The 13394-nt window shown below is 33.5% G+C and carries 14 protein-coding genes; all 14 read left to right on the forward strand.

Features of this window, described 5'->3' with window-relative positions; all coding sequences use genetic code 11:
* On the forward strand, positions 1–976 hold a 976-nt coding region (locus LEP1GSC203_RS14200; protein WP_002974800.1), incomplete at its 5' end, for an integrase core domain-containing protein.
* A 747-nt stretch (positions 977–1723) separates the two neighbouring features.
* The gene (locus LEP1GSC203_RS14205) at positions 1724–2686 is read left to right on the forward strand and encodes a phage exclusion protein Lit family protein (protein ID WP_002974792.1); all 963 of its coding nucleotides are present in this window, start codon (positions 1724–1726) and stop codon (positions 2684–2686) included.
* A 208-nt stretch (positions 2687–2894) separates the two neighbouring features.
* On the forward strand, positions 2895–4250 hold the full coding sequence (locus LEP1GSC203_RS14210; RefSeq protein ID WP_002974797.1) for a hypothetical protein: 1356 nt from the start codon (positions 2895–2897) through the stop codon (positions 4248–4250).
* A gap of 2 nt (positions 4251–4252) precedes the next feature.
* Positions 4253–5131: a DNA adenine methylase gene (locus tag LEP1GSC203_RS14215; protein ID WP_002974774.1), complete on the forward strand. Its 879-nt coding sequence runs from the start codon at positions 4253–4255 to the stop codon at positions 5129–5131.
* Between the two features lie 168 nt (positions 5132–5299).
* A complete protein-coding gene (locus LEP1GSC203_RS20015) occupies positions 5300–5476 on the forward strand; it encodes a helix-turn-helix domain-containing protein (RefSeq protein ID WP_002974807.1) in 177 nt (58 codons plus the stop codon).
* A gap of 569 nt (positions 5477–6045) precedes the next feature.
* Positions 6046–6504, forward strand: coding sequence for an integrase core domain-containing protein (locus LEP1GSC203_RS14225; RefSeq protein WP_002974785.1), 459 nt, complete (start codon positions 6046–6048; stop codon positions 6502–6504).
* Positions 6505–6550: 46 nt separating this feature from the next.
* The gene (locus LEP1GSC203_RS14230; RefSeq protein ID WP_051064175.1) at positions 6551–7840 is read left to right on the forward strand and encodes a deoxyguanosinetriphosphate triphosphohydrolase family protein; all 1290 of its coding nucleotides are present in this window, start codon (positions 6551–6553) and stop codon (positions 7838–7840) included.
* Positions 7841–7922: 82 nt separating this feature from the next.
* Positions 7923–8819, forward strand: a complete 897-nt coding sequence (locus LEP1GSC203_RS14235; protein WP_002974767.1) for a DUF2971 domain-containing protein — start codon at positions 7923–7925, stop codon at positions 8817–8819.
* A gap of 74 nt (positions 8820–8893) precedes the next feature.
* Complete coding sequence (locus LEP1GSC203_RS14240) at positions 8894–9982, forward strand: STAS domain-containing protein (protein WP_002974802.1); 1089 nt, start codon at positions 8894–8896, stop codon at positions 9980–9982.
* On the forward strand, positions 9979–10296 hold the full coding sequence (locus tag LEP1GSC203_RS14245) for an STAS-like domain-containing protein (RefSeq protein WP_002974762.1): 318 nt from the start codon (positions 9979–9981) through the stop codon (positions 10294–10296). Before LEP1GSC203_RS14240 ends, LEP1GSC203_RS14245 begins: the two co-directional genes overlap by 4 nt.
* Positions 10289–10864: a hypothetical protein gene (locus LEP1GSC203_RS14250; protein ID WP_002974776.1), complete on the forward strand. Its 576-nt coding sequence runs from the start codon at positions 10289–10291 to the stop codon at positions 10862–10864. Before LEP1GSC203_RS14245 ends, LEP1GSC203_RS14250 begins: the two co-directional genes overlap by 8 nt.
* Positions 10865–11156: 292 nt before the next feature.
* Positions 11157–11663 (forward strand): DUF4468 domain-containing protein, encoded by a 507-nt coding sequence (locus tag LEP1GSC203_RS14255; protein ID WP_039938094.1) that lies wholly within the window; start codon positions 11157–11159, stop codon positions 11661–11663.
* 114 nt (positions 11664–11777) lie between these two features.
* On the forward strand, positions 11778–12383 hold the full coding sequence (locus LEP1GSC203_RS14260) for a hypothetical protein (protein WP_002974765.1): 606 nt from the start codon (positions 11778–11780) through the stop codon (positions 12381–12383).
* A gap of 161 nt (positions 12384–12544) precedes the next feature.
* On the forward strand, positions 12545–13174 hold the full coding sequence (locus LEP1GSC203_RS14265) for a hypothetical protein (RefSeq protein WP_002974791.1): 630 nt from the start codon (positions 12545–12547) through the stop codon (positions 13172–13174).
* The last annotated feature ends 220 nt before the right edge of the window (positions 13175–13394 follow it).

Here is a 13394-nt window from a genome sequence, read left to right on the forward strand (position 1 = left end):
GAAACTGATCTTACAAGAGAGAAAAGACCATCCCAGGTGGGGAGCAAGAAAACTCCTAGCATCACTTTCGGCTCGGTTTCATATGATTCAAAAATGGCCACATCCAAGTACAGTAGGTCGTATTCTCAAACAAAATAACCTCATTAATCCACCAAAAAGAAGGATCCGTAAGCAATGCAGCGAACAACCATTCTCCAATGCACTCGGCCCCAATGATATTTGGTGCGCTGATTTTAAAGGTCATTTCACCGTTGGGGATGGAAAAAGATGCACTCCTTTTACTGTCACAGATGCCTATAGCCGGTTTTTACTCTGTTGTGAGATTGTTCCTAAGGCAGATACAACCAATGTAATCAATGAATTTATGAAGTTATTTAAACTCTATGGGATGCCACTTGCCATCCGCACTGATAATGGAACACCATTTGCTTCGAATGCACTTGCAGGACTTAGTAAACTTTCTGTTTGGTGGATCAAACTGGGAATCAAGTTGGAGAGGATTGAACCAGGGAAACCACAACAAAATGGTAGGCATGAAAGAATGCATAAAACCTTAAAGGAAGAAACAGCTTTGCCTCCAAGGTCCAGTTTAGAGACACAACAAAAAGCATTTCGAGATTTTCAGAAAGAATTCAATTACCTAAGACCACATGAAGGAATTCAAAATTCTTTTCCTGCTAACCATTACCAAAAGTCGAAAAGGAAGCTCCCAAAACGGATTGTAAAAGCTTCTTATCCAACAAACATCATGATTGGAGAAATCAATGACATAGGGAATCTTCATATTGAAGGCCATCGGATCTTTCTATCTTCCGCGTTAGCAGATGAAGAAGTTGGTTTAGAGGAAATCTCGGACAGGCATGTAAAGATTCATTTTTATGGAGTTAGCCTTGGTGTGATCGATTTGTATACGGGAAAGTTGTTGCATTTTAAAAATCCAATGCAATCCTCATTACCGTCTGAATCAGGATTTTAATGCATCTTTATGTAAAGTATGTATTGAGACAAAACTGTAAAGGATGTACGAGTACACTCAATCACCTATTCCGTGTTATGCGACATAATATACATTCTGGGAAGCTGCTCACTGCATATTGGCTTATAAAGGTGCCATCTCGAAACACGGTTTTATGGATTAATTATGCTATAAAACTCCCTCAAAGTTTAAAAAATATTCATTAATCTAATTTTTTTTTCAAATTAATGTAATAAATTTGATTCCCGCAGATATTTATAAACTAGGCTCTTCCGGCTTGGTTTTTTAGGTTTGTTCTGATATAACAATACATTAAAACAAAATATAGATATAATATTAAAAATTAAGTTGAATCTTGTGTGAGATAATTGAACATCTGTTTTGTTTTACAATGTGACTCATGGGGCGAAGCTGTGTCTGTTCGGTCAATGAAGAATGATTGTTGTTCTGAAAACTGTAAAGGATGTACGAGTACACTCAATACTATATCGGGTGTTTAGTGAAATAATCTATATTATCGGAAGAAGCATATTGCTTCATAATGGATAGTATTCCAAATCAAAATAATGCTTCAAAAGTAAAGGTTTTTTAAACAATGTTATCATTTATCTTTCGATGAATAAAATACCTTTCATTAATGCTCACTTAGGACGCAATTTTTTAAATTAATATCTAGAGAGCATCCTTAAAGGCGGTGAAAATGGAACTACAGATACAAACAGTTATGCGGCAGTTTTCAAATTCAATATGAATAAAATAAATAATTATACAGATCCTAATGTTCAGCAGGGTGAACAACCTGTTAGAGTTCTATTTTTCATAATAGAATCATTTTCAGATCCGAAGAAAGTAGGATTCCAAAAATTTCTATCTGAATATCAGATAAATAAAATAATTCAATATCGAAACGAAAAGTGTTCTCTAAATTCAATTAAAAATTATAATCATTTTTTTATGCTTCCATATATAAATCAAACTAAGGCAATTTATATAAGAGAAACTTTTCTATCGTATCTCTGGGGACTTTGCTACGCAACAACAACAACTTATTCAGAAATTATAAAACATGTAGATAACAACAAACCAGTCGATAATCGAATATGGGACAGAGCAATGGAAGTCGCCAGGTATTCAAAAAGTTTGATAACAAAATACAGTGACTGGCCTACCGATTTACCAAATCCAGAAATTCACTCTCTAGAAGACAAAGAATATATAGATTTAACAAATAAAATATATATATGGGCAGTTCAGTTTATTCTCTATCATGAAATTGGTCATGCTAAAGAAAATCATATGTCAAAACCTTCTACTATTACCGACGAAATAGAAGCGGATAATTTTGCTTTCACGGAATTAATTTCGATAATAAATAGAATTCCAAACTATTCAATTAGAGAAACAGTCGTTTTTGGAATAATTTCAGGAATTTTTTCATTATTCATCTTAACTCCATTTAATATCACATACAAGGAAACTACTCATCCATATACTTTCAACAGATTGGATAAATTTATGAAATTAATTGAAGCGGATCAAAAAATATCAGAAGATCATCACTATTGGTCATATGCCTTAATAGCAATTGAATTATGTAACTCGGCATCCTCAAATATTATAAATTGGGATACTTTTTCCCTAAACGATGACACTGCAAAAGCTCGTTACAACAAATCAATCAATTATCTAAATGAGATACAACCTAAGTAACAAGGGAAAACCGTCGCGCTTCGGGACTTCGCCCTCGCTTGGTCTGCGACGTATAGGCTTCTGGCACTCCCCTTGCGTTCGCAAGTTTCGTGGTCAGTCCATAACGTCCCGTTACCGGGACTCAGGATCAGCATACGTCTGTTAGTCTAGTTGGTTATGCGGAAGTCGATAAACATTTTTAATTTTAACAAAAAGAGGAGCACTAAAAATGCCAAAACTAAAAGAACTTTCAGTAGATAAATTGCATTTAGACTTACACAACTTTAGGACAGTTGCACAAAAAACTGAACTACAAGCCGTAAATTCCATGATTTCAATTAGCCCTAATAAATTTTGGGCCCTCTTGGAAAGCCTACTCGATGATGGTTATATAAAAACAGAAACTATCATTGTTTTAGAAAAATCTGGCAAGTATACTATCAAGGAAGGAAATCGTAGAGTTGCAGCGATTAAAATAATATTATCAAAATATAAAAAAATTGAGATACCTGACCACCTTCAAACTAGAATAAAAGAATTACAAAAAGCCTGGAAAAAAAATAACGAAGTGTTACCGTGCACAATTTATCAAGAATCCGAAATCCAACAAATAGAAAAATTAATTTCTTTGATACACTCAAAAGGTGAACAAGCTGGCCGTGACCAATGGACAGCAGTAGCCAGAGCAAGATATGCACGTGATGTGAAAAAAGAAAATGAACTTGGTTTAAACCTACTCGAATCATTTCTCTCAAATTGTAAAAAACTTTCACCAAATCAGAAAGAAAGTTGGAGCGGGGATTATCATTTGACTGTTTTAAATGATGCATTACGTAAGCTGCATACGCCTATGGGATATAAAAGCATTACAGAATTAGTAAAATCGTATCCAAAGAAGAATCGCTCAATTCTCGAAAAGATATTAATCGATATAGGAACTCAGCAACTTGGATTTAAACAAATAAGGAATGAAGAGGACTTCTTTGGAATTAAATACGGAATAATTTTACCAAACATTTCTACAACTACTACAGGACAGCCCACAAACCCTTCAACTCCAATAGCAATTCCAGCGAAACCGCCAACACCTGAAAAACCCAAGCCAGATACGCTTTCCTTGACAGATCCAAAAAATGTAACAAAAATTTTAAAGTCGTTTCATCCAAAAGGCAAATATCGTGAAAAAGTCGTAACTCTATTGACAGAGTTGAAAAATCTAAACCTCGAAAAGCATCCCCATTCTTTTTGTTTTTTATTAAGAAGTATGTTTGAAATTTCAGCCAAGGCTTATTGTATTGATCATAAAGCAGCTAGTGGCCCAGCAGCTACAAAAGCTGACGGTCAAGATAGAAACTTAGTAGACATATTAAGAGATATAACAAATCATTTGACGAATAATAAATCAGATAAAGCAAAAACTAAAGAATTACACGGTGCCATGACTGAACTAGCAAAGCCTGACGGGATACTATCAGTAACTTCCTTAAATCAGTTAATCCACAATCCCAAATTTTCTATCACACCTTCTGATATCAGCATAACGTTTACAAATGTCTTTCCATTGCTCGAAGAATTAAACAAATAAATATGAGTAGAACTCCTTTAAGATATCCAGGTGGCAAACAAAAAATAACTGAATTTATAGATGAAATAATTTCATTCAATGATTTGAACATAACAGAATATGTTGAACCATTCGCAGGCGGAGCCGGTATCGCTATTGCGTTACTGCTCGCAAGAAAAGTAAAAAAAATTCATCTAAATGATATTTCATTACCAATATATGCCTTTTGGTATTCAATTTTGAACAATACAGAGGAATTCTGTAGAAAAACTTCCCGAACATCCCTAAATATAGAAGAATGGAAAAAACAAAGAGAAATCCTCAGGAATCCAAACAGCTATCCTCTTTTTGACCTCGGTTTTGCAACGTTTTACTTAAACCGTTGCAATCGTTCCGGAATTCTCTCCGCTGGAGTTATAGGTGGTTTAACTCAAAGCGGAGTGTGGAAATTGGATGCAAGATTCAATCGATTTGATTTAATTCGAAGAATCGAATCTATAGCACTATTTAAAAATTCAATAAAGCTAAAAAATATGGATGCAGAGAAATATATTACAAACTATGTTCCTAAGTTGCCAAAAGAATCATTAATATATTTTGACCCACCATACTACCAGAAGGCAGATTCGCTATATTTGAATCATTATTTACATAACGACCACTCGAGAATTGCAAAAATAATCCAATCTAAAGTAAAACATCCATGGGTAGTATCCTATGATTTTCATAAAGAAATAAAAGAATTTTATAACAAACGAAAGAAAATTCTTTATTCGTTACAGTATCATGCATCAAAATCATACAAAGGAAGAGAAATCTTTATTTTTTCCGATAAATTATCCGTTCCAAATAAATCCAAATTAGAATTTATCAATTCTTCACTTAATAAATCGATGGTTTAAATGCAATTATCGCCCATCGCATAACCACTGCGCTTCGGGACTCAGGGTCAGCCTACGTCGGTTAGCCTAGTTCGTTTTGTGCAATAAGCAGAATGTTTGCCTCAGGGCATGGGTAACACTTTCAAGTTTCTAATCCCTTTAGATCACCTTTTTAGGAGGGCTTTGGGGATGCCTTGGAAGGAGTTTAATACCGTGGATTTAAGATTTCAATTTGTTCTGGATTTGTACCAGAACGGCGTCAATTTTACTCAGCTATGTGCTCAGTATGGTATTTCCACTAATTGTGGATATAAATGGAAAGAAAGGTTTCTGAGGGAAGGGAAAGAAGGACTTCAGGACAAGTAGAAAATCCCAAAACTCTCCGGATAAGATTGCAGAGGAAACGATCCTTGAGATCATTAAGATTAAGAACAATAGAAAGTTCTGGGGTGCTAAGAAAATTTTAGAACTTTACAAGAAACAATTCCCTAATCACAAAGCTCCTAACAGATCTACTATTGAGCGCATTCTTAAGAAAGCGGGTCTACAAGACAAAAAGACAAAAAGAAAACCCACTATAACGCAGGTCAAAGAGTCTCTATGCCCGAGAAAGCTACTAGACCTAACCATGTTTGGACTGTTGACTTCAAGGATTAGTGGTACACACCAGAAAGAGAGAAAGTTAATCCTCTAACTGTTTGTGATGATTTCTCCAAATACACTCTCTCCATCAAGACTCTCAAGAAAGGTGATATTCCTTCCGTTAAGGCGGAATTTACTAGGCTATTTTCTATCTACGGCTTACCTGATGTCATTCGTTCTGACAATGGACCACCTTTTGCTTCTATGCAGTCGCTTTGGTGGCTCTCTCTTGGGGAATCAAGCTCGATCGCATTCAATCTGGCAAACCTTACCAGAATGGGGCTCATGAGCGTATGCATAGGGACATGGCTCGCGAATTACAACATGAGATCGTGGGTAACATCACCCTCTTCCAGAAACTCTTCGACAAGTGGAGAATCGATTTTAACAGAAACAGACCTCATGAAGCACTTGCAATGAAGACTCCTGAACAAGTCTATGTGAAGTCTAACAAACTATTCGATCCAAATGCTGATTTACTTATCTCTTATCCTTATGGGTTCAAGCAAAGGCATGTCAATGACAGAGGTTACATCAATTACAATGGACACCTCATCATGATCGGGAATCCATTTAACGGATTTAATGTGGGGATCAAAAAAGAAAACGACCCCGTTTCCATTTGGTTCGGTTCTAATAAACTAGGTCTTATCGATCAAAATTTATTCTTGATCATTTCCGATCCTGACTCATACAAAGTTCATAAACCAAGAAAGATAACTAAAAAGTGTTACACTTCTCTTGACGCATAACCGTTACCCATGTCCTGAAGTCATACAAAAAATTTTAGGAATAATTATGATCAACAATTTCAGTAAAAGTGATATTAACTATCTTACAAAAACGTACAACGAAGTAAAAAAGCTGACATTTCGTTTCAATGAAACTAAAGAAGACTTTTCTCGTGATATTAGAACTATTAACGAATTCCAAAGGGATTACGCTCGCTGCATTTATTCCTCGTCCTTCAGAAGATTACAAGGAAAAATGCAACTACTCAGTGTAAAAGTATCAAAGTTTTATAGAAATCGATTAACGCACAGTATAGAGGTTGCGACAATTGCAAGAGAAATAGGCAGAACTTTACATACTATAGATCCTAATCTTTATTCTGAAGATGATCTTTATGTTTTAGAACTAGCTTCATTGATGCATGACTCAGGGAATCCGCCCTTCGGACATTATGGAGAAATAATTTTGAATTCTTTGCTGAAAAACAATGGAGGATTTGAAGGTAACGCACAAGTAATAAGAATTATCAATAAACTTGAGAAAAAACATCCTCTATTTCCGGGACTAGATTTAACCCTGCGATCTCAATTATCATTAGTAAAATATTATAAACGAGGATATAAGTATCAAAAATTAAGACCAAAAAAATATCTTTACAATGATGATTTTACTCAGATCAGCACAATCTTGAAAAAACTTAATATTAGACCTAGAACAATCGATGTTCAAATTATGGATTTATCTGATGAAATCGCTTATGCTGCCCACGATTTAGAAGATGCTCTTCGGGAAAAAATAATTACCATCGATGAAATTTTATATGAATTTAAAAAATGGAATGATCAAAAATCATATATTGAATTAGAAAAAATAGTAAAAGAAACAGAAGAATTTGCTTTCAAATCCAAAAAATACGACTCGTCTGAAGAATATAATTTCATTTTTAGAAAAACTCTAACATCTCGAATCGTAAATACACTAATAAATGATATTGGTCTTATTAATCTAAGTTCGAAAAATAAGGAAAAAACAGGATCTGGACATACCAAAGAATTAGGTTTTAAAAAATTCGAAAAACTATCCGAAGGATTAAAAAAGATCACTTTTAAATGTATTTCGAATATTGATGAAGTCTATATTTACGAAAAAAAAGGCGAAGTTATAATAAAAAGTCTATTTGAGCTATATTCTGATTCTTCAAAGAATAAGGATTTAAAATTACTGCCGCCCGAATTTAGAAACCTAAAATCGAAGGAACGATCGATAGTTGATTACATCAGTGGTATGATGGATAATTTTGCTTTTGACCAATATCAAAAATACTTCAATAGTACGGAAAAAATTAAAATTTTTTGATTACCACTGCGACTAACTTCGGGGAAACGCTTCACTTCGGCAAGCTAAATACGTTAGCCGCTATACTTGACAACCATAAACGATGAACTACACAGAAAAAATTAAACAATTTCAAAATGAATATGTTCCGAGTCATGATACGTATTCTCAGACTTTCTACCATTATACGAAGCTATCTACTCTTAATGAAATCCTAAAGAAACGAGAATTATGGTTCACCGATATAGAATTTCAGAATGATACAGCCGAGTTCAGACATGGCTTAAATTTAGCAAAACAGGTATTTGTAGATGTAAAGGCAAGTATGAACCTATCCGATTTTGCAAAAGATATTGCCAATTCGTATGAAAAAGAAATAAATAATATGGGCAAAAATTTTCGTATTTTTACATTTTCATTAACAAGAAACCAAGACAGCCTTGCAAATTGGTCGCGGTATGCACGATCCAATCAAGGTGTGTCAATTGGCTTTGACATTTCACAAATTGGCCTTGCGGAGGGAAAACCTACAGCTTCATTTGTTCCGTATCAGGTAATCTATGATAATAGTGCTCAAGTCAAAGCATTTGAAAAATTATTCAAACTCTCTTTGGATCATATTCAAAAGAATCAGGGTTTGACTAAAGAGGAAATTCGTATAATCGGTAGCCTTGCAATCGCAATGGCAACTTATTTATGCTCTTTTTTTAAAAATGAACATTTCCAAGATGAGAATGAACTGCGATTCATAAAATCGATCGATGTTAGAGAGTCAAATGAAGTTCAATTCCGATTCCAAAACGAGACAATGATTCCTTATATTATTTGCAAGCTTGATAATGAAAAAATAAGATCAGCGAATCTGATTAAAGAATTGATACTTGCGCACGGAGCGAAAATGAATAGAGCTGCGATAGATATATTTGGAAAAAAATATGGTCTTGATCCAAATATTATTCATGATTCAAAGGTTTCTTACAGAGCCGAGTACGGCGGCTAACAGCGCCTTCGGAGGCTCAAGGTCAGCAAGCGTCGATTAGTCTAGTTCGTTATACGCTATTGCCTAAAAAATTTATGAAAAAGTATATTAAATCAAAACAGTATATAAATTTTCTAATAAAACATTCTAAAAAAATAGAAAAGCGAAACTTACTTCATAATAGAAAAAGGAAAGAGTTTAATAAATCATTAATAGGAAAATCAAATGTAGAGCTAAGTTTAAAAAAGCAAAACAGACAATTTGAAATTTTGAATGCACCTAAAAACTTTTCACTCTTAAAATATACAGAGGAAACCATTGAATTTATAAATATTCTTAAAGTAAAATATGACAAAAGTAAAAAGGTATATGTAAACCTTCAAAATATTGAGTATTTAGATTATTCAGCTGTAACTGTTTTACTTTCTGTAATGTTTAAATTCAAATCAAAAGGAATCGAATTCAATGGTAATTTTCCATTAAAACCGGAATTAAAGGCTCTTCTAATAAATTCTGGTTTTCTAAAGTATCTAACCAAACCGATTGGGAACCGAGTCGAATATTCAATAGGCAACCAGAATCAAATTTTCACAAGAGCCAATAAGAAAGTGAATCCAGAATTGGGCTTTGCTGTAATGAAAGAAGCTTCTAATACTATCTGGGGAAAACCTCGCACTTGTAAGGGTCTTCAGAGAGTTTTACTAGAACTAATGCAAAACACCAATAATCATGCAGATCTAAGTCAAAAAGGAACTCAACATTGGTGGCTATCTGTGAACCACAATATTAATGAGAAAAAGGTATCGTTTGTCTTTGTTGACTATGGAATTGGAATTTTTGAAAGTTTAAAACAAAAACCATCAGATAATAAGTGGTTTGGTTGGACTGAAAAGATAAAAAATCGATTAAAATATGGATCAAATGATGAAATTCTCAAACTACTGTTAAATGGAGACCTACATTTAACAGTTACGGGACAGCATTTCCGGGGAAAGGGATTACCCGGCGTTAAACAAGTATTCGACCGAAACCAAATTAGCAATCTCCATATCATTAGTAACGATGTTTTTGCTGGTGTACCAAAAAAAAGATATAAAAAACTTTCCAATGATTTTCATGGCACATTTGTATATTGGGAAATTACTAAAAAGAACGAAAATATGGATTGGATTGGAGAAGTATGAACGAAGTAGTCCTAAAAATCAAAGAATTTTCTATAACGCCAGGAACTAGGCACATTGACGAAGGCCCGTTCTCTGGCGAGGAGTTCAGAATTAATGTTCTAACGGACAAATATAGAGAGGCAAAAAATAATAATAAAAAACTATTAATTGACCTGGATGGAACAATTGGGTATGGAACATCTTGGCTAGAGGAAGCATTCGGAGGATTAGCAAGAGAGTGGGATAAAGAAGATATTCTAAGCCGCATCTCATTTATCTCAAACGAAGAACCATATCTTATTGAGGACATCATAGGTTATATTAAAAATGCGTAGATCACTTAAAATTATTTTCTATATCATTATATTTATTTTAGGATTTCTAACGTGTATTCTATTAAAAAAATATACTAGCTTCACTATCGCAAATCAAATATCAATAGAATTGAATCCTTTCGATATTGTGTCGCTCATCGTTACTCTATTAATAGCAGTTTACGTTGGACGAATATTAACCAAACAGAATGAGTATGAAACAAGTGAAAAGGAACTAATAGTAAAGTATTTCACCGATTTCAAAGATTTACTAAGGAATAAAATTGAATTTATTATCGAGAAAAACATAATAGAAGATAAGATCATCAACTGTGAATTAAAAATACTTAGATCAAAATTAAATTCTATAATTTCAATTGCTGAAGAATACGATTTCATACGCGATCAAAATAACGGAAAGGCAAATCAAGTAAAGGAAAAGCTAAAGGATATTTGGGAAATACTTACCGATCCTTCGATTGCTCCAGTCGATAATAATCTATTACTTAGGAAAACTCAGGTAGCCACAAATTCGCTTCAAATAGAAAAACTGCTATTTGATTTAATCATCGAAATATATAAAAAATAAATAGGCTACAGCGTATAACTGGGGCAGAGACGCATCGCTTCGGGACTGTCGCCTTCGCTCGGCCTCCCGCAAATTCCCTTTCTGGCATTCGCCTTGCTTATGCAAGCTACATGCCAGTCCCTACCATCCCGTTGGGAATCAGGGTCAGGGATATTCGGTAAGGCTAGTTCGTCAGTCGTAATGGCGAAAATTAAAAAAATCTATAAATAGAAATATCAACTTTATACTATCAATCTTATTATAATAATAGATCGGAATTATTAAACTTCATAAAAAAACTTAAGAGGAAAAAATGAAAACAAAGAACAGAATATCTAAATACATAATATTTTTATTTATCTTTAGTTGTGCAACATTACCCAGAGAAAAGAGAATTGTCACATCAGTTTACGATACAAATGCAGATAAAAATTCAGCATTTGATAGAGCAAATAATTGGCTAATTAAATCAATTGGTAATGCAAATTTAGCTGTCCAGCTAAGAGAAAAGGAAAAGGGACGAATAATTTCTAATGGAAGTTTAAATTGTAGAGAATTAAATGGCATGACTTATGGCATAGCAGAAAAGCAGAAAATAGATTTTACATTCGATTTTACAGCCAAGGATAATAAAGTAAGAATTGTATTTGGTGATATAACACATACAAGTATTGCTGGCAATGGAATGACTTATAATTTAGGACCTACTTCCGAAAGTCAAATTAACGAAATAGATAAAACATGTTTTGAGCCAATTAAAAAAGAATTACTTGATGCAATAAATGGAAAATCAGCTATTTTTATACCAGATGATTTCTAGTCTAATGCACCACTGCGACAAACAGCGTCTTCCCGCTACGTTTCGGCACTATCTCTCGCTCGGCCTTCGGGAAGACTAGTTCGTTATGCGTAATTTTGCAAAAGTAAAAACAATATGAAAGAAGATATTCTAGAACAAATGACATACGACTGGCTAGTGTCCCAACCTGGCATTTTCGCGAAGCTAAATATAAAATTCAAGCCAACTGCGGATATACTTGGTTACAATAATTCAAAACACAGCGTTCCATCCGATATTGATATCCTTGCCAAAAATCTAATTGACCCAGCTGCTCCAATTTTATCGGTTACATGTAAATCATGGCAGTCAGGATTCAACGCAGACTATTTTTCTCAAAATCTTATTTCTAATCGAGATAAAGAAATTGGTGGAAAACCAATATGGAAACATTTTCGGGAACTTGTTGATAATATATGGAACCTTGCATTTATTAAAAGTATAAAAAATGAAGTTGGCGAATTTCAAAAGTTACATTATATATTAGCAATTACAAAATTCGAAGGACAGAGCAATGCCCAACATTTCGTAAACAATGATTCTTTTTTGAAGATTTTCAAGGAAAATGGAATCGATGTTACGTTTCAGATTTTAACTGTTAAAGAAATGGCTGACTCTATTCTAAATAGAACAAATAATACTTTAGAACCCACAGATTTTGCGCGTTTAATTCAAGTATTAAAAGCTGGCGGTGTAATATAATTTTATATATATACGATCTATGCATTACAGCAACTACCCCTTCCCTTCGGGACTTACGCCCTCTCTTTGTCTGTGACTTCCTAAAGATATGATAGAAAATCAAATAAATTACATTGCTCGAACTTTAGGCAAGGTAAAATTAGATATTTATTCCACTAGAATTGAAACAATATCTGATCAAAAACAGAATTTCCTTTTTACTAACTTTAGATATTAATAATGCTGCTCCTTTGGTTTGCTATGGATATGAAGCTTATCTAAATTACCATCAACAGGAAATAGAATCTTTTCATAAGCTGGCCAATTTTGATTTTAGCTCAGAATATAACATCAATTTTATATCTAAGTTTAAAATTCAAAACAACATTCTTAAAGAAATTGAATCTAAGCGTGATAAAGACATAGAATTTGCACTAAAAGTTGATTTTTTCTTAATTCAAAAAGAGTATGTTAATATTCAAAATAAAAATAATATCGACTTACTAAAATCATATCCACAATTAATAAGCACTACATTAATAATAAAATTTCCGCAATCATTCTGGATTGAAAATATCATCAACAAAAGCACTTTACATAAAATAGCTTTACTCGAACTTCCTTTAGCAGATTATCCAAAACTAGATACTCTAAGCATAAGCATAAAAGAACTAAGAGAAGCGAGAAAATATTTTATCAACGGTGACTATGACAAAGTAGTTTCACATTGCCGATCCGTTCTTGAGTCAGTAACAAATCAAAAATTAAAAGTAAATCAAACTATAAGGCATTTGTTAATATCAATGCTATAACAACAAACTGGCTTGACCAAATTACTAAAGAAATTCAAAATATTTCCAATAAATCACATCACCCACCTAGTTTTGGTCATTTCAGTAAAGAGGAAAGCGAGGCAATTCTATTGATCTGCTTATCGATAGTAAAATTTTGGTGTGATCAAATCAAAAATTTTGAAGAAATTTAGGACGTTGATTAATAACGGCATACCGCTTCAGCACAAGGTCTCGCTCT

This window comes from Leptospira terpstrae serovar Hualin str. LT 11-33 = ATCC 700639 (genome assembly GCF_000332495.1).
GTDB classification, from domain to species: domain Bacteria; phylum Spirochaetota; class Leptospiria; order Leptospirales; family Leptospiraceae; genus Leptospira_A; species Leptospira_A terpstrae.